Source organism: Halomonas sp. BC2, from assembly GCF_002078115.1.
Taxonomy (GTDB): Bacteria; Pseudomonadota; Gammaproteobacteria; order Pseudomonadales; family Halomonadaceae; genus Vreelandella; species Vreelandella stevensii.
On the sequence record NZ_LFGT01000011.1, the window covers coordinates 1 to 22,201 of the forward strand.

Sequence of the window (22,201 nt, forward strand, 5' to 3'; positions counted from 1 at the left end):
TATAACTCAATTTGACGTGAGTGTGAAAAGCGCATTCTTAGACGCGCACTCCCGGAAAAATTGCGCCATCACCTGAAGCCCTTGAATCCGCATGCGAATGCAATGGCCTTGTTCAGCCAGCTACATACTACTGTCAACCACCGTAAGGTTGTCTTGGTCTGCGCAACAATATCTTCTTCATTAACTAAGACCCTCTCCTAGGGAATCTGCGCAGTCAACGAATCGGAGGCGTCCAATAGCCTGCTCGTCACAGAGTCAACAGCCGTTGCACAGATCTCGTTACGGTTGTACCAGACCCTAACGAGTTTAATGGCGTACAGTTACCACACCAGCCCGAGCCAACTCGGTGAATCGCATTACCTTTTCTTCAACTGTTCATTTTATTTCAGCTTAAAACCGAGAGGTTGCCTGAAGTTTACTATCTGGATTGAGTATTGCACGAGGGGCTTTCATCATGGCCTGAAACTCCAAAGCGAAGACTTGAATGCAAAATCACAGGCCAGCGGGCAATAGAGTGATCAAGCACACTCATAAGACCGGCGCAAACAAATAGGCCGCTCGAGCCGCCACCCGATGCCAAAGCGGCTTATCGCTGATCTCTTCTGGCTGCATCTGCCGTGCCCGCGCGAAATCCGCCTTGAACATCGCATCAACCTCGGCGGCAAAGTCGGCGTCCATCACCATCGCCGTCACCTCGAAGTTGAGTCGAAAGGAGCGGTTGTCGAGGTTAACGGTACCCACTGCCGCACCGATTTCGTCAACCAAAAAGGCTTTGCCATGTAAGAAGCCCCCCTCGTAGCGATAGACCTCGACCCCCGCCTCGAGAAGCGAATCGAGAAAGGCATAGGCCGCAAAGTAGGTTAGAAGGTTATCTGGACGTTCGGGAATCAGGATTTTCACCTCTACTCCGCTTAACGAGGCTAGTTTAAGCATCGCCAGCACCCCCTCATCTGGCACAAAGTAGGGACTGGATATCCAGATACGCTCTTGCGCGGCGTGAATTGCCTGTTGAATCATCAGACTAGCCGTCTCAAATCGGTCTGCGGGCCCACTCGGAAGAATGAGCACCGGTGTACCATGGCCGCTTGGAATTAGCGGTGACCAGGGAAGCTCGGGGATTTCCTCAGTCGCCCAGTGCCAATCTTCAAGAAACACCAGCTGCAGCGCCAAGGCCGCAGGCCCCTCAATCATTAGGTGGGTATCACGCCACGGGCCAATTCGTGGGTGGCCTTCCAAGTATTCATCGCCAACATTGAATCCACCGACCCAAGCTCTTTCCCCATCGGCCACCATTATCTTGCGATGGTTGCGAAAGTTGAGCTGGAAGCGATTACCTGTCCCCCGCGTAGAATGAAAGCGATGTACTCGAACACCCGCCTCTTCCAGCGTCTGGAGATAGTGGCTCGGCAACGCATAACTTCCAATTTCATCGTATAGAAAGAAGACCTCCACGCCCTGCCTAGCCTTCTCAATCAGCCGTGCCTGCAGCGCCAATCCCACTGCATCAGCCCGAACGATATAAAACTGCACAAGCAGATAGCGCTCAGCAGCATCAATACCGGCAAACAAGCTCTCGAAGGTCTGCTCACCGTCGATCAGCAGTTCCACCCGGTTGCCACCTAGAAACGGCAGCTTGGCCAGCTGTTCGACACCCACCAGATGCTTGTCAGCGTGTTCATCCGAAACCCCATGAGCCCGCAGCTCGGCCAGTTTTTCAGCAAGCGCCTGCCCCAACACCGAGTTCTCGTCGCGTCGTGCAGAGACATAGCCCTGGAATTTCGTGCGGCCGAACACCCAGTAGGCTGGCACCGCCACATAGGGCAATGTGTTTAGTGAAACGATCCAGGCCACAGCTCCCTGAGAGGTACGGCTCGACATCATCGCATCCAGTGACGACACAAACCCAACCAGATGAGCAACTCCCACCACGAGCAGTAAACGACGCCAGAATCGACGTCGCCTGGAGGGCAGCGTTACTGCCCCCGGCTTTTCCCTTTCATCGCTCATGCTCCCCCTAAACCACCTTTTCTTCGCTGTAAAATCAGTTTTATCATTGCCGCAACCTGAACGGTAAAGACAATACTCACGAGCCCTACAAACCAGAACCGAAACCAATTGGGCCCAGACACCCCACTCTGGAAAACTAGATTCCTGAGACTCAGCTCATAATGTAGGAAGAGAAAGTAGATTCCATGAAGAGCAACTAGATAGAAAACCACATAGGCATAATTTTGAAGATGCTTCCATGTTGAGCTTCCCAGGAAGCGCATGGCCTTGTCGGATGATATGGCAAACAGGACGAGCCCAAAAAAGAGGGCGACTAACCCGACCATATTCGCAAGCCCGAACCCCGGATCCACAAGAACCGGGCCTGAAAGCCCCGCCAAAGGCAGCTCCTGATAGCCTAAAAATCCACGAATCGACCACCGTGCCCAGCCATCCCACACTAGAAAAGCATGCACAGAGGCAAAGATCGCAAACCAGATCCCGAAGGCTCGCCGCCAATTGACAAGAAAGCTCAATTGCCTAGGCCATATTTTCACCACAGGGCCTATCACCATGGTGACAAATAACAGGATAAAAGCAGCATCGCCTAAAGCACGCCAAGTGCGCATCTCAGCGTCCCACTCCATTCGGCTCAACCAAAAAAGATAAGCTGTCATGGCACCAATCAGTACAACAACGAAATGTCTTCCAATTCTATGACGCCTAGTCGACATACTGACTTTTTTAGCTATAACGTGATGGTTCATATTTTTTCATACCTAGACACCACTTCATCGCAAGGCTAACCCTATTTCACATATGATTAATATCGACTTTATTCGGGTGCCTGGGAAGCTTGGCTGACTTTTCTCAGCATCCCAAACACCCTTATGAAAGCGTTAAAGACCCACCTCATAAAGCAATATCAAGGGTTGTGCTTGTTCTTCTAGAAGCTCATCCTGAGTTGGCGTATCGATGGGCACTACTTGACCGTCGGATCTCTCCAGCAGTTCTTGGAGTTGTGCATAATTTACCGATTGATCCAAGATGTACTGATTGAGCTTCGGCTGCATCTCAAGCAGTGCTTGTCTGCCGTGGTTCTGATTTTCAAGAAACTGATATACCTGCACGAACGCAGTGCCATCGTCCCAGCCGATCTTGACGGGCTGATCGACGATATTAACCTGAGTGCCTAAAGGCACAGCACCGAATATTGCTTTAACATCTTCCGGAAACATGCGTATGCAGCCACGGCTGGCGCGCATGCCAATGCCGTCCGGATCATTGGTACCGTGAATTAGATAACCAGGAATATCGAGCAGGATGGCATGCTTGCCGAGCGGGTTATCGGGACCCGGCGGCACCACTGAGGGTGCCGGTTCGCCTCGCGCCGCCGCTTCTTCACGCATGGAACGTGGCGGATACCAGGCAGGATCCTCAAGCCGCATGGTAGTGGTGGTAATTCCCAGTGGGGTGTCATAGCCATCTCGACCGATACCGATCGGATAGGTCTCGACTCGCGGCACCTCACCTTCGCCTATCTCCGGAAAATAGTAGAGACGTAACTCGGCGATGTTAATGACAATGCCAGTCCTCTCGGCATCGGGCAGGATATACTGGGCTGGCACGACCACTTCTGTTCCGACGCCCGGCACCCAAAGACTGACGTTCGGATTAGCCCGACGGATTTCCTCGTAGCCCAGGTTATGGGTACGGGCGATATCGAGGAGCGTATCCGCCTCGTTGTCTACCACTACCTTATAGGCCTCACCAATCAGGTCACCGTACTCAGGCAACCTGTAGTGGCCCTGCGGCCACTCCCCCACGTCTTCAGCAAGCACAGGCGAAGTGCTCAGCAGCGTAGCGATAAGCAACGCCCCTAGCCCCGTTTTAATAATAATGGCAGTAATGGTGTTGGAGTGCCCAAGCGATAGTATCATTGTGTCCTCCTCTCTCGGCGGCGCAGATATAAACCGGGTTGGCTATGATTATCCACCGGTTGTTGGCGCGACCAGGTGATCAGCGCCATGCCGACCAGTATCATAGGGGCAGTCAGCAGCATTCCCATGGTGACCCAGCCAAACGCGAGGAAGCCGATGTGTTCATCCGGCAACCTCACGAATTCAACTGTGAAGCGAAACACGCCGTACAGCAGCAAAAAAGACCAGAGATCAGACCTCGCCGCCTCGGTTCAGCGGAAAGCCACCACAGCAGCACGAACAGCACCACCCCTTCCAGGGCGAATTCATAAAGCGCAGAGGGGTGTCGTGGCTCTGGGCCCATGTGGGGAAACGGCATCGCCCAGGGCAGGTTGCTGACGCGCCCCGGCAGCTCGTGATTGATGAAATTGCCGATTCGCCCTGCACCAAGACCGATCGGCACCAGTGGTGCGATGAAGTCGGTTAGGGCAAAGAAGCCGAGCCGATGCTTTCGCGCAAACCATAGCGTCGCCGCCAGCACCCCGAGCAGTCCACCATGAAAGCTCATACCGCCTTCCCAAACTTTGAACAGCCATAAGGGGTTGGCCATAAACTGTTCTATTCCATAGAACAGGACATAGCCCAACCGGCCACCAACCACTACGCCTACCGCGGAGTAAAAGATCAGGTCGCTAATGTCATCGTGGGTTAGCTTAAGCCGATTAGCTCTAAGGCGCCCAAGCCACCAGGCGGCGCCGAAGCCCACCACATACATCAGGCCATACCAGTGAATCGCGAACGGGCCGAGGCTGATGGCCACTGGATCAATCTGGGGATATTGCAACATGTGGTATCTCCCAATTCATTAGAGGTGCGACCAATCGCGCCCACCGTTATTACTGATCAGCAGTTGATTGAGGTCATCAACCGCCACCAAACGCTGGGAGTCGTGCGGATCCAGCGCCAGATGCATCAGATAGCGCTCTTTCCAGCCACGCTTGACTACCTCCCAATCCCGGCTGCCCTCCCCAACTCTCAGCAAGCCTACCCCTATCATGAAGGCGTAAAGCTCTCCTTGGCTGGCCACCACCAGGCTCGTAGGGCGACGCTCAGGGTATACTTGTCGCCATCGTTCGCCTCCGTCAGGACTCATCAATAGCCCGGTTTGGGTGGCGGCATAGAGTTGTTCGGGATCACGGCTCGAGGCAGCCAGTGAAATCAGCCCGGCCGGCGCCTGGGCGCGAATCTGCCAATTGGCTCCACCATCCTGGCTGACTTGGAGCTGGCCACCATTAGCCCCATAGAGCACGTCGGGACTGGCCTCACTGATGGTCATCTGATGAAAGTCCACCGGGCCATCAACGCCGATAGCTAATTGTGACCAGCTGCGGCCTGAATCCCGGGACTTAACCACGCCGAGGTTGCCACCCCTGGCCGGGTGGCCGCTGGCAAAGAAGGTCTCGGCTTCTTCCGGGTGAGGAGCAAAACCCATGAAGTCATGGGTCTCCTCCGAGACCCGGCGGGCCATTCCATCACTACCAACGGCATAGAAGCCATGATGGGTGGCCAACCATAGTCGTTCGCTATCCGCTCGATCGACGGCCAGGCCGTGAATATGGGTCTGCTCTCGCAGTTGCTCAAGACTGATACTACTCGGTTCTCGGGAGCAACCTGAAAGCAAGGTAAGCAGGAAGGCCACGGCGAGTGGCCAGCGATAATAGGTCATGACATCACGTCCTTATCAGTCGTCAGGTGGACAAGCACCACGCAAAGCCAACGCGCAACGCCAAAGCAAAACAAGGCAAGCTCAACTCACACGGATCGTTGCCATCATGCCTAGCTCTTCGTGTTCGATGATGTGGCAGTGGAACAGCCAATCGCCGGGCTTGAGGAACACCATGCGCAGCCTGAGACGCTGATAAGGAGCCAGGTTGACGGTGTCCTTCCAGGCCAGCCAGGGCGCGTCTCGCCATTCCCTGTCAGCATCGCGGGTAGCGATCACCTGAAAGTGGGTGCCATGCACATGGAAGGGGTGATCCATATGGGAGTTATTGAAGACTTCCCACTCCTCTACCTCGCCAACCTGCCCCTCAAACAGGACGTCGTTCATGGCAAAGGCACGGCCGTTGATCAGAAAATCCACCTTGGGTCGAACCGCTCTATCATCGTCGCTAGCGTGACTCGCCCCATGCCCCGGCCCATGGGTTCCGTGATGGCTGTCACTGCCGCCGTGGCCGGCATGCGGATCGCCATTCACCGCACCGTGATTGTCATGGTCTGGCATCACCTCGGTCAGTTCCACTTGACGTCTCACCGCTGGTTCACCCAAGGGTTCGATATGGGACAAGGGGTCAGGTAACGCGACGGCGGGGTATACGCCAGTATTTAGGGTATGAATCGATAATAGCGAAGCAATCTCGTCCAGATGTGCCGGCTTAGCCCCCATCCAACCACGTGTATAGGGATGACTCGCCAGCTCAAAACTCCTTTCAGATTTCTCGCTGATGCGTACTAGCAGATCGACCCGCTCACCCGGGGTGAGCAGCAACTCTTCGAGTGGTTGTGGTCGCTCGATCAGCCCGCCATCGGTACCGATCAGGGTCAACTCGTGATCTTCCAAGCGTAAACGCAAGTACCGGCCAGCACAGGCGTTGACCAGCCGCAGCCGCAGAGTAGTGCCCGGCGCCACATCAAGACGTGGCTCGCGTTGGCCGTTGACCAACAGAAGCTCCCCCTCGCGTCCATTCATCCAATCTTCGCTGGTATGGGGCGCCACTTCGCCATTCATATTCAGGCGCAGGTCGCTGACCACTAGCAAATGCTCTTCCACCTCCGCGGGCAACACGTCTAACCGGGGCCTGACCAACAATGCACCCGCTAAACCATGAGCTACCTGACGCGCAGTACCTTCATGTGGGTGGGGGTGGAACCAGTGTAACCCTGCATTCCCCCTATGAAGGATATAACGATAATGTCGTGACTCTCCGGGCAATACGGCTTCCCAGGGTGCCCCATCTTGCGACTGGGGCACCGGCACCCCATGCCAGTGCAGCGTCGTTTCCTGCTCAAGCTCGTTTATCAGCGTAATATCTAACTCATCCCCCTCGCGCACCTCAATCAATGGCAACACTTTGCCGTTGTAGAGCCACAACTTAGCCTCAAGCCCATCGCTCACTGGCACCGCTTGGGCAGCGGGGGTTAATACACTTTGAAAGCGCCCAACCTGATCACTCAAGTTTGCAATCCGAGGCAATGGTTGAAGGGGTTGTCCTGCAGGGATGCTAGCGTTATCCAGCAGGGCTGTTGGTAACGCCTGGGTATGCCGTCCGGCCAATGCGTGAACCAATAGGCCAGACCCAGAGAGTGCGATACCACCCAGGGTGGTGTAGCGAAGAAATTCGCGACGTTTCATGGCTATTCCTCGTGATTAAAATCATCATCTTGGCCCGCCATAGGCGAGCTGAACGTTCAGCGATGAAGGTTTAAACGCGAGGAGGGCGATCAAGGAGCGCGCGTGGAGCCGGTGACCAGTTGACTAAATAACGAGGCAAGGTCGACGTGGCGGAGGTTGCGTCTTCGATAAGCAGCGCTAGGTTTACCGCACACTGAGCACAGGGCATACAGCACTCTGCCATATGAGAGGCATCGTGGTCGCCAATGCTGACAGACCCAACAACGTCGATCGCTCCACTGGCTAGATCAATGTCAGTGAACAGACAAGGTTCATCTTCATGATGATCCATCGCCATGACCATCAATGGCTGCGCCAAGGCAAGGCTTAGCAGCAAACAAAGCAGCCATTTAAAAGCGGAGCAATTCATGACAAAGAAGTAATCACTATCGAGTGGAGGATATTAAGAGTATTTCATGGCTTCACAGACACACGCAACCCAAGTGCAGCAGGCAGGTTGCCGAATTACCAAAATTGATACAGGTCAACAAACTGCCTACTTTCACGCCCTGAGATGCCTTAGGCATGCCTGAATGCCATATTGAGAATTGACCTAGGTGCTACACATAGCCTCAATACTTCAGGCATCGGCCTTTGATATAGGCCTGTCGCTGATATAGGCCTGTCGCTAAGGAGAACGACCATGGATATTCGCAAGCACACTCTCGCCTTCGGACTCACCCTGGCCCTCGCAGCCAGTGGTACCGGCATTGCTTTCGCCCAGGGAATGATGGGTGACCAAGCGGGCCAGGGACGCTCCATGATGGAGGGCGGCATGGGTTCCGGCATGATGGGTGGCGGCCAAGGCGGAATGGGGCCCGGCATGATGGGGGAAATGATGGGCGGCGGCATGATGCCCTGCCCGATGATGGGCGGCGCCGGCATGGACATGATGTTGATGCTCGATGATGATCAACGCAGCGAGATGCGTGAGCTGATGCAGGAGCACCGACCTGCCCAGTTCGAACGCATGGGGCGGATGATGAACCTACGCGACGACCTGATGGCGGAGATGCACGGCGATCGCCCAGACCCTGATGAGGTTCAGGCGCTACACGGACAGATGGCCGAGTTGCACGGTGAGATGATGGCCGAGATGGTGCGCATGCGAAATGCCATGCATGACCTGATGAGCGACGAGCAGCGCCAACAGCTGGAGCAGGCCACACCCGAGAGCGGCGTCGATTCTGACGACCACGACGCCCACCACTGACCGAGATGTCACTGCGTAGGCATTAGGACGGACGGCCAACCCTGGCCGTTCTCTCATCAACGCCAGCAGGAGGTACACGATGTCCGATTCGACCCCGAACATGATCACCCTGACGGTGCCCGGCATGGGCAGCGACCACTGCGCCGGCATCGTGCGCAAAACGCTCGAACGCCTTGATGGCGTGGGCGTGATTCAGACCAATATTGCCAATCACCATGTCAGTGTGACCATCAAGGCAAGCGGGCCCGACGGCGACACCTTGAAGAAAGCCGTCGAAGGAGCAGGCTATGACGTGGCTGCCGTGCAGAGTGATCAGGAGGACGCCGAGAGCGACTCCGAGATCGAGGAGGCCTATCTAAGTCAGGCTCGCAGGCGACTGATCATCGCCGCGATACCCACCACCCTGATCATGCTGCTAATGATTCCGCACATGTTCTGGCAGCCAATTCCCGGCTATCTGGCCATCGTGGCACTGCTAGCCTTCCCGGTGGTATTCCTCTATGGCGGGGCAGCCACCCACAAGTCGACCTGGCGCTCGTTGAAAAACGGAACCTTTAATATGGATGTGCTGATCTCCATGGGCAGCCTGCCGCCCTACCTGATTGGCCTGGTCGGCTTTTTCTACACCATGACCTCGTTCATTGAGATGGCTGCCACCATCATGACCTTCCACTTGCTGGGCCGTTATTTGGAGGCACTAGCCAAAGGGCGCGCCTCCCAGGCTATTCGTCGCCTGATGACGCTGGGCGCCAAGACAGCGCGGGTGGAGCGCGACGGCGAGGAAATTGAAGTGCCGGTGAAAGAGCTCACGCCCGGTGACATCATGATCGTGCGCCCCGGCGATAAAATCCCCACCGACGGCGAAGTGGTCGAGGGTGAGAGCCATCTCGACGAGTCCCTCGCTACCGGCGAGTCGATACCGGTCTACAAGAGCACCGGCGACAGCGTGATCGGCGCCACCATCAACAAGGAGGGCCGATTGCGGGTCAAGGCGACCCGCGTCGGCGCCGATACTTTTCTCTCCCAAGTGGTGCGTCTGATCGACCAGGCTCAGGGCTCACGGGTGCCAATCCAAGAATTCGCCGACCGTATGACCGGCCGCTTCGTGCCAGCGGTACTGGCTATTTCACTGGCTAGCCTGATTGCATGGGCGCTGTTTCCAGACGTCCTGCGGCCGATTCTGGACTGGGGCGCGACCTTCCTGCCTTGGGTGAATCCAGATGCCAGCACACCAACGCTAGCCCTGATTGCCGCCGTCGCCGTGCTTGTCATCGCCTGTCCCTGCGCCCTCGGCCTAGCCACCCCCACCGCGCTGATGGTGGGCTCCGGCATCGGTGCCGAGCGCGGCATCCTGATCCGCTCCGGCGAAGCGATCCAGACCTTCAAGGACGTCAAGGTGATGGTGCTCGACAAGACCGGCACCATTACCCGCGGCGAGCCGAAGCTCACCGATGCCGTCACCGCCGAAGGAGTCGAGGAAACGCGCCTGCTGACCCTCGCCGCGAGCGTGGAGAACGCCTCGGAGCACCCCATCGCCCGGGCCATCGTGGATGGTGCCAAGGAACGCGATGTGAAGCCCGGTGAAGTCAGCGATTTTCGCTCCACCGGAGCGCGGGGCGTCTCGGGCAAGGTGGGCGATGAAACCGTGCTGATCGGCAATCGTCGACTGCTGGAAGAGGAAGGCGTGACAGGCCTCGAGGCCCTGGATGACGCCATGGCAGAGCTCGAGGGCAAGGGACGCACCGTGGTGATCGTCGCCGCCGACGGCCAGGCCCTGGGCCTGGTGGCCGTGGCCGATACCCTCAAGGAGGAGTCGGTCGAGGCCATCCGCGGCATGCATGCGCTGGGCCTGCACGTGGTGATGATCACCGGCGACAACGAGCGTGCCGCCCGGGCCGTGGCCGAGGAGGTCGGCATCGATGAGGTCCAGGCCGGGGTGCTGCCGGAGGGCAAGGTCGACGCCATTCGCGCCCTGCAGGCGAAGCACGGCAACCACGTGGCCATGGTGGGAGACGGCATCAACGACGCCGCGGCGCTGAAGCAGGCCAACGTGGGCATCGCCATCGGCGCCGGGGCGGACGTGGCCATCGAGGCCGCCGACGTGACCCTGGTGCGTGGCGAACTGACCGCCGTGGTGGACGCCATGCACCTATCTCGCGCCACCTTCGGCAAAATCGTCCAAAACCTGATCTGGGCCAGCGCTTATAACGTGGCAGCCATTCCCATCGCCGCGATTGGTCTGCTGCACCCGATGATCGGCGTCATCGCCATGACCGCAAGCTCTCTCTCCGTCATTGGCAACTCGCTGCTACTCAAGCGGCGCTTCGCCACAAACAACCCACAAGGAGACGCCAAATGAACCGCATTCACCACTGGATGATGACTGCTTGCTTAGTAATTATGGGCGTGGCCATGTTCTTTCTAATGTGGCGCGGCCAGTCACTGGGCACTGGGGCCTGGCTGTTGCTTCCCCTGACACTCTGTCTTGGCATGCATTTCCTCATGCATCGCCATTTCGGTCATCATCAAAGAAATAAGGATGAGAAGTGAGCCAGCGTCATTGCGTTCATGAAATCGATGTCTTCGGCATCAAATATAGCCAGTACTAGCTTCAGTCTTCCTTAAAGAGACAGGTGGCCAAGTAGTGACCACCTGCTATTTAAATATATAGATTTTGCTGGACTAGCATAGGTACTACTCAATATCCTGGATTTGAATATAGATAGAAAAAATAAAAACAAATAAAAACAAATACTTAATTTAACAAGAAGGAAATAACCATTGCCCTACTACCCAAACTGCATGGGCATAAGCTAGCAAGCAACCGGCCAGTTACTAAATCATGATCGCCAAAATATTCAGGTTTCTCGCTCTGTTCCTTGGCAACCGTAGTGCTAATGCTGGATGATGGCAATTCCAACTAGATGCTGACGCGTCCGAATTGCCAAAATAACGAATTATGCGGGAAAACACGCTGTCCTCCTCTTTATATCCTCTATTCTAAAGAGCTAAGCTGATTCATTCACTATGTACGTACCGGCACCCAAAATACCGGTGGGGTTAGGACTAGACATGGCCAAAGCAAATCCAGAAATTCTCAAGTGGGCTCGAGAAACTGCTGGCCTAAGCCTCGAGGAGGCGGCTAGCAAACTAGCCCTTGGCGGAAAGAGAGTGACCGGCTCAGAAATGTTGGCAGCGTATGAAGCGGGTGACCGTTCACCCACTCAGCCCCAATTGATGAAAATGGTTAAGCATTACCATAGGCCTTTCATAACTTTTTTTCTGCCTACTCCGCCGCGTAGTGCCTCGTTGGGCGAAGACTTCCGTCGTCTTCCTGAGGCGAAGCGGGATGAGCATCAAGGTAGCGTAAGCGCTCTTGTTCGTGACATCTACCTTCGCCAATCACTAGTTAAAGATGCTCTTATTGACAAAGAGGAGGACGTGATTGTCGATTTTGTGGGTAAAGGGCAAGTCACTTCAGCCGTAGATAGTGCCTGCCGTACAATAAGGGACTATTTTGAAATCGATATTGCCGCATATCGAAGAAGGAAAGGTGCCCACGAGGCATTCAAATATCTCCGAGAAAAAATCGAGATCAAAGGGATTTATGTGTTGCTCATTGGAGACTTGGGCAGTAATCATTCTTCAATCAATACCGAGGCCTTTCGCGGCTTCGCTCTCTCTGATCCTATTGCACCCTTTGTAGTAATCAATCAGAACGACTCGAAATCAGCCTGGTGCTTCACTCTGCTTCATGAAGTGGTACACCTGTGGCTGGGGAAAACTGGCATCAGCGCCCAGACGCACGAACACAAAATTGAGCGTTACTGCAACGATGTCGCGAGCCACATCCTGATTTCAGCAGATGAGGTGAGCGAGGTCTATGAAGCTGCCATGCAGTCGGAAGAGACCTTCGTCATAGCGCTGCAGCGGGAGGCAGGAGACCTCAATGTTAGCGCTTCACTGGTAGCGTACCGGCTGTTTCGTAGCAATCTGCTCAACCAAGCTCAATGGGAAAGGGCTAGCACTGAGCTTCGTGAGTTGTGGCTGAACAGTAAGGCCAAATCAAAGGAAAGCGAGTCTGGCTCAAGTGGAAATTTCTACAATACGCAGCGCCATCGTGCAGGAGGCGCTCTTATCAGCCTTGTTCGTCGTTCGCTACAGGATGGCGTTCTAACTGAAACCAAGGCGGGTCGTGTTCTGGGAGTTAACCCAGGTAATGTCGCTGAAATGGTAGGATTTTAATGCCTGACAAACAAAAAAAGCTGTTTCTTCTCGACGCTAATATCATCATTCACGCCCACGATTATTACTACCATATGGAGAGAGTGCCAGAATTTTGGCGCTGGCTTGAGTTTCATGCTGGCGATGGTTCTATCTGTATGCCGCTTGAGACAATTGATGAGATAAAAGGCGGCACAAAGGCACAGCATGCAAACTGGGCTAAAAGCCGAGAGATACGTGACCTCCTTGTTTTACAAGAAGAATTTGATGTGGACCTATTGAACAGAGTGCTAGACGAAGGATATGGATCAGACCTCGATGAGATAGAACTTGAGAAGGTTGGGAAGGATCCATTTTTAATCGCTTACGGTCTTCGGGATCCAGTCAACAGGATTGTGGTATCCAATGAGATTCCTAAACCCTCGGCACGTCGCAAGAACCGTAAAGTTCCGGATGTGTGCGATGATATGGGAGTCCGTTGTTGTACCGTTTATGCGCTATTACGCTCACTGGACTTCCGCACTAATTGGCGTGACAGTATTTAATGCCAGCTTTAGTTTGACGAATCACTGCTCCAGACATCGTCGCCTGTCAATTTTCTTGTCAAAACAGTGCAAGCACATTTTCACGCTGCAGCCGCAAACTCGAAATTCCTCGGCTTCTGATAGCCTGGTTAGAAAGGAGCTGGCACCTGTCGTACTCCATCTGAATACATGACACATGCTGCTTGGCGGCTAATTATGCCGTTCAAGGAATGCGAAATACGCTAGCAACCTAAACTACCTTTCTTTCTCCTCGTGCCATTGCTGGAAATATTTAGAACGTCCGCGGGCCGACTGAACCCTTATTTCGAGCCACGAGGGTCGCTAGCAAAAGGCTGGGGTAAACCCGGCCTTTTCACTATTAGCGCATTGCTCACTCCCCGTTTGGGTCTCCCGCCAAATACGCCTGGTAAAGGTCATCAAACAACATATCTGTATGTTGTAGTAGGGCATCATCGTCGTCACAACGCTCTTTAGCCCCGGCCAGCATGAGTTTTAACCCTACGGCCTCCGGCACAGGGGTGCCCCCCACATCCAAGTAGTGGACTAGCTCCGCAATCCTGCTCAAGCCTGCCTGTGTCTCAAGGCTAAAACTCGCGAGCAGCACTTCAAACGTGACCTTGTCATCAACATGGGTGAAATGAGCTCCATCAAAATCAAACCCCAGCGCGTCTGTCGGACACTGGCTCGGATGCTCAAGCCACACGAAGCGAGCCTCGGGATCAATAAAGCGCTTGATCAACCAAGCCGATGCTAGCCGATCCACCCAAGGGCGACGGCGCGTGGCCCACCATCTCCCGCGAAATGCACAGTGATCAAGCCGGGGGATCTCAGCTTGGATTGGCTGGGGCTCGTCTGGCACAAAGCAACGATTAAAGACGGTCTCCGCATCTGCCAAGGCCATGATAGCGCGCTCGCTTTCTGGCCCTGGGAAAAAATCGATCCCCACTATGCTTTGTAAACGTCGCTGCAACTGGGTCAATTGGCGCTGCGCTTCTCGCTCCTCCAACTGTGGGCATGCCTGCTGCCAGTCAACCACTGCCGCTCGTAAGGCTTTGAAATCTGGCGTTCGATCAAAGAGCGAAGGCAACACATCGACGCTATCTATGGCAGATTCGTCAACCTCGATCAGCAGCGCGTTGCCTCCCAGTTCCCGAATAGCGCCGACTTGCAGCTCCAGCGCTTCCCTTCGCGAGGGGCTAGCTGGCAGTAAGTAGACACCATCTCTGAGTACCACGGCACCTAAACCACGAAGTGCCCGCCAGATCCGCATACGGGGTGTGCCCGCCCGTCCACTGAGACGCATGATCAGGATTAACCAGTGTTGTACGTTATCTGTCATACCACCTCTTCCGTTGCATGTATAACTTCACTGTTATACATTCTACAAAACAACACCCCTACATCGTTAAAGAGTGTGCCATGCCGCCCATCACTGAGTCGCCCCATCAAGTACCGTTCCGTGAGGCCGTTAGGGTCTGGTTACGAATCGCAATACTGAGCTTCGGTGGCCCCGCCGGTCAGATAGCGGTGATGCATCGCATCCTTGTCGAAGAAAAAAAATGGATTGGCGAGCGCCGTTTCCTGCACGCGCTTAACTACTGCATGATGCTACCGGGGCCAGAAGCGCAACAGTTGGCTATCTATATCGGTTGGTTAATGCATCGTACCAAAGGGGGCTTGGTGGCGGGCAGCCTCTTTGTGTTACCTGGTTTCATCGCCATTCTGGCCCTGAGCTACCTGTATGCCGCCTTGGGCAATGTGGGAGCCGTTGAAGGGCTCTTCTTTGGCCTAAAAGCGGCGGTTCTAGCCGTGGTGCTTAACGCTGTCGTCCGTATAGGTAAAAGGGCACTGAAAAATCAGATAATGCTTGGCATCGCCGCTGCCGCGTTTGTCGCCATCTTCTTTTTTGAGGTAGCGTTTCCGCTGATTATTCTAGGCGCGGCCCTTCTGGGGTATTGGGGAGGGAAACGTGGCATGACGGCCTTTCAGGTAGGAGGTGGCCATGGAAATGCCGACGAGTCAGTGCTTAGCGACCGAGACTCCCTACTGGGCGAAGGGCTGCCTGCCCATGCACGCCCCAATCGCCAGTGGTCGCTACGTATGTCAGGCACGTTACTCCTATTGTGGCTAACACCGGTAGTGCTGCTATTGGCCCTATTCGGCAGCGAGAATGTGTTCAGTCAGATTGCTTTCTTCTTCAGTAAGATGGCGGTGGTGACCTTTGGCGGTGCCTATGCGGTGCTGGGTTACGTCACTCAAGAGGCGGTGCAAAATTATGGATGGTTGGCACCGGGCGAGATGCTGGATGGCCTGGGCATGGCGGAGACGACACCGGGCCCGTTAATTCAAGTCGTGCAGTTTGTTGGGTTTATGGGCGCTTATCGTGAGGCCACAGGCCTTGATCCTATGTTGGCCGCAACGCTCGCCGCATTGCTGACCACGTGGGTAACGTTCGTACCTTGTTTTCTTTGGATATTTTTAGGGGCTCCCTATGTGGAGCGTTTACGTGACAACCGCGCCCTCAGCGCGGCGCTGTCCGCCATTACCGCTGCGGTCGTCGGGGTTATCCTCAACTTAGCCATTTGGTTTGGACTTCACGTTATCTTCGCTGACGTAGGCGAAAGGCACGTGATGGGAGCGCGACTTTTAGCGCCGAACTTAGCGTCCCTCGATTTACTGGCGTTGTTACTGGCGGCAGGCGCCATGATCGCGATTTTTCATTTCAAGGTTGGCATGCTCAAGGTGCTGTTTGGCTGTGCGTTACTCGGCGTTCTAGCCTCCCTGGTTAGCTTCTAATTACCTCACACTGTCAAGCTTGCTAGAGCCCACTTGAGGGCAATATCCCTCCGCCAGCTTTATCAGATCATGATGGCCATCGCGTATGGTGGTTATCAATGACAAATACATGTCGATGCGAGCCTGGGGAATGATGGTGGAAATGGCGATGAGGTTCCGGCCCCTCCCACCCTTCATGCTCGTGCTGATGATGTTCATCGTGGTAGTGCCGGTGGGTATGGCTTATGGGGATGTGCTCGTGCTCAACAATCATCGGGTCACGTCTATGCCAGATAAGAGCTGTGAGCGCCGTTGCCGCCAGGGCCACCGTTCCCAGCAAAGCAAACGTCCCCTTCAGCCCAAGGTTCACCCCCAGCCAGCCTGCCAGCGGATAGGTGACCAGCCAACAGCTGTGTGACAACGAAAACTGGGCAGCAAACAGCGCTGGACGATCCTCGGGCTGGCATGAGCGCTTGAGCAGGCGCCCGGTGGGGGTCATGACCAATGAGGCCCCTGCGCCCAGCAGTAACCATAGCCCGACAAGCCCCGCAAACGATGGGCCTAGCCAGCCCAGGTAGAGGCTGAGAGCCATCATAACGCCACCCAGCAGCATGACCGGCCGTTCGGACACCCGATCCAGCACCTTGGGCAACAGTAAGGCCACTAGCATGGAGCCCCCGCCTGCGGCGGCAAAGGCCAGGGCTACCTCTTTCTCGCCCAAACCCAACACCGAGCGCACGAGCACTACCGTGTTGACGATCTGCATGGCCCCGGCGGCTGATACCGCCAGGCTCAACGCCAGCAGCCCGCGCAGCCGGGGCGTCTTTAGGTAAATTCGCGTGCCATGGGTAACGCGACGCCAAACGCCGGGAACATCCTCTAGGGCAAGAGGCGCAGGCAGGGTCACCGATATCACCAGGGCGGCAGAAATAAAGAAGGCCAATGCGTTGAGTACGAACAGGACATCAAAACCCATCACCATCAGCAATGCCGCCGCCGCCATCGGGCTAAGAAGGTTTTCTAAGTCATAGGCGAGGCGCGACAGGGATAATGCTCGCGTGTATTGCTCTTCGTCTTCGAGAATGTCAGGGATCGTCGCCTGGAAAACGGGTGTAAAGCCTGCTGAACAAGCATTGAGCAGAAAGATCAGCACATAGATCTGCCACACCTCGGTAACAAACGGCAGCGTGCAGACCACGGCCGCACGCAGCACGTCCAGGCTAACCAACAAGGTGCGCCGAGGCAGGCGTGAGGCATAGGCGCCGACCAGTGGGGCAATGCCCACGTAAGCGACCATCTTGATCGCCAGCGCGGTGCCGAGCACGACCCCCGCCTGACCCTCAGCAAGGTGATGAGCCAGTAATGCCAGAGCAACCGTGGTCAGACCGGTACCAATCAGTGCAATGACTTGAGCGAAAAAGAGATGGCAATAGACGCGATGGGCAAGTACATCAAGCATTGAGCGTTTCTCAAGTGAGGGGCTTAGATGCGTTTACAGGTAGCGGGCTATGGCCTTGAATTCTTCAGCCCGCGCCCGCTGGGTTTGACCCTGAGGGCCCAAGGCATCCTCTAGGCAGTGGTCGATATGATCTAAAACCAAGGTACGTTTGGCCTGTTGAATGGCTTTCTCAACCGCATGGAGCTGCTGTGCAATGTCCAGGCAGTGGCGACCGTCCTCTATCATCTGCGTCACGCTCGAAAGGTGTCCCCGAGCGCGGTTTAAGCGCTTGATGATATCGGGATGTGACTGGTGAGTGTGTATGGTCATTTTCTTTTCCCTTATTATATTCCTATCCCCCTGGAGGGGATGTTAATCTATTGCTGGTTTTCTGCCAACGTTATAGTTCAAAGCAGACGGCTATCGATTTCTTTTTTTACATTCATCTTGGTTGCTTTACATGCTCAATCGGCTGCGCCACCGCCTTGGCTATCTGACCCTGCTGTTGGTGTTCCTGCCTAGTCTGGTAATCACCAGTGTGGGCGAGGCGCGTGCGCATGGGGCGGCGAGCATGATGGGCGTTGAGCCGTCTCTCCACGAGAATGTACAGAAAGGCCATGGGCATACCCATGGTCACGAGCATGAGGACGGCCGCCACCTCCATAATGAGAGTGGCGGCCACTTTCACGAAAAAGCGGATCGGCTCGGGTCGGGCATTACCATTGAGCCAAACTTCCGCAACGCCCTGCGGCTAGGTGAACGAAGCGGTCTACCGCTGCGTCGCGTCTACCGCTTTGAGCGTCCTCCACGGCCAGTCATTGCTGGATGACTGAGGCCGTCTGCCTGACGGCCATTCCTAATGACAGACCCGTGGAGGTTTTATGTTTCCATCCCAAATAGGGGGTGCGTTCAGCTTGTCTGCTATAACCCGACGCCACGCACTGACCCTTCTCACATTGCTGGTAATGCTCCTGGGAGCCAGCGGTGAAGCCCTTGCCCACGCTGTTGCTGAAGGCGATAAAGGGTACATCCAGGAGATCTATGGCGTTCACCTGATCTCGTTCGTCTATCTCGGTGCCAAGCACATGGTGACGGGGTATGACCACATCCTGTTTTTGCTAGGGGTCATCTTTTTCCTCTATCGAATGCAGCACATCGCTATCTACGTCAGCCTCTTTGCGATTGGTCACTCGACGACCATGCTGCTAGGGGTGTACTTCAATATTGGCATCAATAGCTACCTGATCGATGCCATCATCGGGCTCTCCGTTGTCTACAAAGCGCTCGATAACATTGGTGCGTATCAGCGCTGGTTCGGCTTTCAGCCCAACACCAAGGTCGCCACCTTGGTGTTCGGTCTGTTTCACGGCTTTGGCCTGTCGAGCAAGATCATTGAATACGATATCTCGCCTGATGGTCTCGTCCCTAACCTCCTGGCATTCAACGTAGGCGTAGAGATCGGCCAGCTACTGGCATTGAGCGCCATTCTCATTGTGATGGGCTTCTGGCGACGCACGACCGGCTTCTTACGCCACGCGTATACCGCCAACGTCGCCATGATGTGTGCTGGTTTTATGCTGGTGGGTTATCAACTGACCGGCTATTTCATTGCCTAATTGAGGGAGTCCCTAATGTATAACACTGACCTTCCAACCCGTGCCGAACTACCGTCAACGGGTAAGTTACTTCGCTCTACGCTGATGGCCGCCGTTATTGCCGTCGCTTTGCTGATCACCGTCGTGCTGCCTGCCGAGTATGCCATTGACCCCACCGGTGCTGGGCGCTTGTTGGGGCTGACTGAGATGGGGGAAATCAAGACCCAGTTGGCTGAGGAAGCCGAGCTTGACCAGGCCAACGATCAAGCCAGTGTCCAACAGGCTTCTCAACCCACTGCACCTCAAGAGGCGAGTAGCGATAGCCAGCCTGCGACGGCAAGCGATGCTGGTTCTCAGACCGCCACGTCACAGGCAGAGATGGCTCCCCAAACAGCCAATTCAGCCCCAGCGAGTGATCCAGTCGCACCTTCGCCCGCTGAATCTGAAAGGATGATGACCGACGCCAGCGTCGCGCTAGCGGAGGCATTGGCTTCCGAGGAAGCCGCTTCCCAGGCGACACAAGCGGAAGAAGCGTCCCCATGGCGTGATGAGGTGAGCTTTACCCTGACGCCAGGGCAAGGCACGGAGTACAAACTCACCATGCAAGAAGGGGCGGTTGCTACCTTTGCTTGGGCATCAGAAGGTGGCCCTGTCAACTTTGATACGCACGGTGATGGCAATGGAAATTCCATCAGCTACGAGAAAGGACGTGGCGTACCCGAGGATGAGGGGGAGCTAGAAGCCGCTTTCACTGGCAATCATGGCTGGTTCTTCCGTAACCGCAATGACAACGATGTGACCATTGTCTTGCGCGTGGACGGAGATTATGGCGAGTTAGTGAAGGCCCTTTAACGGACTAGCCCCTAGTGCTCTCTAGAGTGCTAGGGGCTTCATGACTGTCATACATCGTTAAACAATTAACGCACTTTATACTCAAGAGCCTTGATACCAATAGCATCTGTTTCAGCCAAAAAAGAAGCTTTTTTGAGAGCTACCACATTGGGCAGCTCTTGCTTTACCTCCCGTATCACTACAAATACCCCAACTCCGCAAATGACTGGCACCCTTCGCTCGCCACCACTACGTGATCAATCACCTTGATATCCATTAGCTCCAAGGCTTCCTTCAGGCGCTCTGTGATTCGCCTATCTGAATCGCTGGGTTCCGGGTCACCACTGGGATGGTTATGAACCAAAATGACGGCAGCGGCGTTGTAGGCCAGCGCGGCTTTGAGCACTTCCCGCGGATAAACGCTGGCGGTGTCGATGGTGCCCCGAAAAAGCTCCTCGAAACGGATAACGCGATGTTGGCTATCCAAGAATAGAACGCTGAACACTTCATGCTCGTAGTCTTGCAGCAATAATTGCAGGTGCTCAAAGGCTTGCGACGGCTGGGTAATCTTGCACCCTTTGGCCAGCTTGCGGCGCGCAAAGCGCTTGGCCATGTTGATGATATCGGCTTCAGTGACGGGCGATGTGACGTGGTAGGTACCCGCTACTTCGCCCGCTTTTAGTTTTGAGTACGTCATAGTTGATTCCAGAAAAAAAATGCCGGGGTGTTGGCCCCGGCATCTATGTCATTAGATAGCGTGTTGAGTTTTGAGGTATGAGTTCCGTCACGCAGCCATCACTTGGCTGATACGCCGCTCCATCTCTTCATGAAAAGCCGCAACTCGCTCAGCAATCATGCGAATCATGAAGTCGTCACGGTAGGCGCGCTTGATGAACAGCGGCATACCGGGCCAGTAGCTCACAAAATCGATCCACTCTCGTTCACTGACCCATAGTCCACCCTGGCATTGAGGCACATGCTCATCGGGTATCTCTCCGTTGAGCAGCACTTCTATTTGGAACTTGGGCAGCTTGGTTTTGATCTCAAGCAGGCCGTTAGCGCCTACCAAGCTGTCGGGGGAGTAACCCACATTGTGATTAAGGATGATGCCTACTTCGTGTGGCTTGGGTTCTCCTGTGGTATCACAGTAGAGCGCACGGGCTACGCCTTCCAGCGTATGCCCACGCCGGGTATGCGCGTTGCCCTGAAACGGCTCGGCCAGCTCCCCGGTAATTCGCTCACCGATTAACTGGTGCATGTAGATAATCGCCCCGGTACCCAACCCACATGGGCCTTTACCCTTAACCAGCAGTGCCTTGAGTTCTGACATGGTGACGCGCCCAAGACGCGCCGCCAGCCACTCGGGCGACCCTTGTGGCATGGTGAGGATCTGCATACACGCCTCCTGTAGGCGATGAGTAGTCGGGCCGAGCCGCTATTTCACGGCTCGCTTGGTGAGGGATGCACGGAGTTTGTCGAAATCTGCCTGAGGCACCTGAACTGCAGCGCCGTATTTGCCGCTGAACCACTCTTGGGTAGTGGCTGGGCATTGGCTGATCAAACGCTGAATCTGCCCCGCCTGGAAGGCCGTGACCCTCTTCACGGCTGCACGTGTACTGGTCTGGCCATTATCGTCTTGCCCGCGTGTGGTGATGTTGAGCAATGCGCACAGTACGTAGCGCTTGCCGTAGCTGGTGGACGAACCAAACGCCTGTACCGCGTTCTTGTTACCGCTCATATCCGCAGGCAATAGCATGCTGGTCTCTTCCCGATGACCGTCCTTATGCATTAGCACGCCCGTTACTTGGATACCGCGTTCCTGGGTCTGAATACGGAAGCTCACCGCAAAGCCGTGTTTTTGCAGGATGGGCCGCACGGTATCGACGATATCCTCCAGCGTGGCGTAGCCACCGTTGTTGGTTTGCCCACGCTCTTCAATGCTGGGCAGCTCGGTTTGCATTGCAGCCATGGCAGCGCTGTAGGCCATCATGGCCTGTCGGTCCATCACCCGTTCCTGCATCTGTAGCAGGCGCTCCATCTTGTCGATATCGACATCGGGGTTCAGCGCGGCGCGCTCAATGACCTGGATGATGGCGGTGCTATCAGCCGTAGGATGCGCTTCTAGCGCCGCTGAGTTTGGGGAGTGCTGAGCGTTGGCGTCTGCTTGAAGGGAAGGTACTGGGCCTTTTTGGGAAGACGCATTTACTACATGAGTACGCTGTGC

General features: G+C 55.3%; 20 protein-coding genes and 1 pseudogene. 9 read left to right on the forward strand and 12 right to left on the reverse strand.

The window, feature by feature from the left end; all coding sequences use genetic code 11:
• Positions 1–528: 528 nt before the first annotated feature.
• The 6 genes and pseudogenes from cls to B7L71_RS08810 form a co-directional block, all read right to left on the reverse strand.
• Complete coding sequence (cls, locus tag B7L71_RS08785; RefSeq protein ID WP_050980320.1) at positions 529–2,007, reverse strand: cardiolipin synthase; 1,479 nt, start codon at positions 2,005–2,007, stop codon at positions 529–531.
• The gene (locus B7L71_RS08790; protein WP_050980317.1) at positions 2,004–2,663 is read right to left on the reverse strand and encodes a ferric reductase-like transmembrane domain-containing protein; all 660 of its coding nucleotides are present in this window, start codon (positions 2,661–2,663) and stop codon (positions 2,004–2,006) included. The genes cls and B7L71_RS08790 overlap by 4 nt, the downstream gene beginning before the upstream one ends.
• Before the next feature lie 222 nt (positions 2,664–2,885).
• Positions 2,886–3,926, reverse strand: coding sequence for a L,D-transpeptidase family protein (locus B7L71_RS08795; protein ID WP_081137394.1), 1,041 nt, complete (start codon positions 3,924–3,926; stop codon positions 2,886–2,888).
• A 131-nt stretch (positions 3,927–4,057) separates the two neighbouring features.
• Positions 4,058–4,752: pseudogene (gene lgt / locus B7L71_RS08800) on the reverse strand (prolipoprotein diacylglyceryl transferase); the annotation flags it as partial.
• A gap of 18 nt (positions 4,753–4,770) precedes the next feature.
• On the reverse strand, positions 4,771–5,631 hold the full coding sequence (locus tag B7L71_RS08805; protein ID WP_081137396.1) for a F510_1955 family glycosylhydrolase: 861 nt from the start codon (positions 5,629–5,631) through the stop codon (positions 4,771–4,773).
• An 81-nt stretch (positions 5,632–5,712) separates the two neighbouring features.
• A complete protein-coding gene (locus B7L71_RS08810) occupies positions 5,713–7,317 on the reverse strand; it encodes a multicopper oxidase family protein (protein WP_081137397.1) in 1,605 nt (534 codons plus the stop codon).
• A gap of 682 nt (positions 7,318–7,999) precedes the next feature.
• Here B7L71_RS08810 and B7L71_RS08815 point away from each other — a divergent pair.
• The 5 genes from B7L71_RS08815 to B7L71_RS08835 all read left to right on the forward strand — a co-directional run bounded on the left by B7L71_RS08815 (position 8,000) and on the right by B7L71_RS08835 (position 13,338).
• On the forward strand, positions 8,000–8,569 hold the full coding sequence (locus B7L71_RS08815) for a Spy/CpxP family protein refolding chaperone (RefSeq protein WP_016915538.1): 570 nt from the start codon (positions 8,000–8,002) through the stop codon (positions 8,567–8,569).
• Between the two features lie 79 nt (positions 8,570–8,648).
• Entirely contained in the window at positions 8,649–10,928 is a 2,280-nt protein-coding gene (locus tag B7L71_RS08820; RefSeq protein ID WP_081137399.1) for a heavy metal translocating P-type ATPase, read from the forward strand.
• The gene (locus B7L71_RS08825) at positions 10,925–11,119 is read left to right on the forward strand and encodes a DUF2933 domain-containing protein (RefSeq protein ID WP_016915536.1); all 195 of its coding nucleotides are present in this window, start codon (positions 10,925–10,927) and stop codon (positions 11,117–11,119) included. Before B7L71_RS08820 ends, B7L71_RS08825 begins: the two co-directional genes overlap by 4 nt.
• A 522-nt stretch (positions 11,120–11,641) precedes the next feature.
• The gene (locus B7L71_RS08830; RefSeq protein ID WP_170919469.1) at positions 11,642–12,814 is read left to right on the forward strand and encodes an ImmA/IrrE family metallo-endopeptidase; all 1,173 of its coding nucleotides are present in this window, start codon (positions 11,642–11,644) and stop codon (positions 12,812–12,814) included.
• Positions 12,814–13,338 (forward strand): DUF4411 family protein, encoded by a 525-nt coding sequence (locus B7L71_RS08835; RefSeq protein ID WP_081137403.1) that lies wholly within the window; start codon positions 12,814–12,816, stop codon positions 13,336–13,338. Before B7L71_RS08830 ends, B7L71_RS08835 begins: the two co-directional genes overlap by 1 nt.
• Before the next feature lie 370 nt (positions 13,339–13,708).
• Here the strand turns inward: B7L71_RS08835 and B7L71_RS08840 are convergent, their stop codons facing one another.
• Positions 13,709–14,677 (reverse strand): chromate resistance protein ChrB domain-containing protein, encoded by a 969-nt coding sequence (locus tag B7L71_RS08840; protein WP_081137405.1) that lies wholly within the window; start codon positions 14,675–14,677, stop codon positions 13,709–13,711.
• 80 nt (positions 14,678–14,757) lie between these two features.
• Between B7L71_RS08840 and chrA the strand changes: the two genes are divergently transcribed.
• Complete coding sequence (gene chrA, locus B7L71_RS08845) at positions 14,758–16,134, forward strand: chromate efflux transporter (protein WP_081137407.1); 1,377 nt, start codon at positions 14,758–14,760, stop codon at positions 16,132–16,134.
• A 67-nt stretch (positions 16,135–16,201) separates the two neighbouring features.
• Here the strand turns inward: chrA and B7L71_RS08850 are convergent, their stop codons facing one another.
• Positions 16,202–17,572: an MFS transporter gene (locus B7L71_RS08850; RefSeq protein ID WP_081137409.1), complete on the reverse strand. Its 1,371-nt coding sequence runs from the start codon at positions 17,570–17,572 to the stop codon at positions 16,202–16,204.
• 33 nt (positions 17,573–17,605) lie between these two features.
• Positions 17,606–17,881 carry a metal-sensing transcriptional repressor gene (locus B7L71_RS08855; RefSeq protein ID WP_081137411.1) on the reverse strand — a complete coding sequence of 92 codons (276 nt, stop codon included), beginning with the start codon at positions 17,879–17,881 and terminating at the stop codon, positions 17,606–17,608.
• Between the two features lie 130 nt (positions 17,882–18,011).
• Here B7L71_RS08855 and B7L71_RS17085 point away from each other — a divergent pair, with 130 nt between their 5' ends.
• The 3 genes from B7L71_RS17085 to B7L71_RS08870 are packed head-to-tail and all read left to right on the forward strand — an operon-like array spanning position 18,012 to position 19,998.
• Positions 18,012–18,380, forward strand: a complete 369-nt coding sequence (locus tag B7L71_RS17085; RefSeq protein ID WP_139790094.1) for a hypothetical protein — start codon at positions 18,012–18,014, stop codon at positions 18,378–18,380.
• 52 nt (positions 18,381–18,432) lie between these two features.
• A complete protein-coding gene (locus tag B7L71_RS08865; RefSeq protein ID WP_081137415.1) occupies positions 18,433–19,167 on the forward strand; it encodes a HupE/UreJ family protein in 735 nt (244 codons plus the stop codon).
• Positions 19,168–19,182: 15 nt separating this feature from the next.
• Positions 19,183–19,998, forward strand: coding sequence for a hypothetical protein (locus tag B7L71_RS08870; protein WP_081137417.1), 816 nt, complete (start codon positions 19,183–19,185; stop codon positions 19,996–19,998).
• Positions 19,999–20,176: 178 nt separating this feature from the next.
• On the opposite strand, the gene radC is transcribed toward B7L71_RS08870, so the two are convergent.
• The 3 genes from radC to B7L71_RS08885 all read right to left on the reverse strand — a co-directional run.
• A complete protein-coding gene (radC, locus tag B7L71_RS08875; RefSeq protein ID WP_081137418.1) occupies positions 20,177–20,674 on the reverse strand; it encodes a RadC family protein in 498 nt (165 codons plus the stop codon).
• Between the two features lie 87 nt (positions 20,675–20,761).
• Positions 20,762–21,373, reverse strand: a complete 612-nt coding sequence (locus tag B7L71_RS08880) for a lambda exonuclease family protein (protein ID WP_081137420.1) — start codon at positions 21,371–21,373, stop codon at positions 20,762–20,764.
• A 39-nt stretch (positions 21,374–21,412) separates the two neighbouring features.
• The coding region (locus B7L71_RS08885) for an ERF family protein (protein WP_249273217.1) at positions 21,413–22,201 on the reverse strand (789 nt) is incomplete at its 5' end.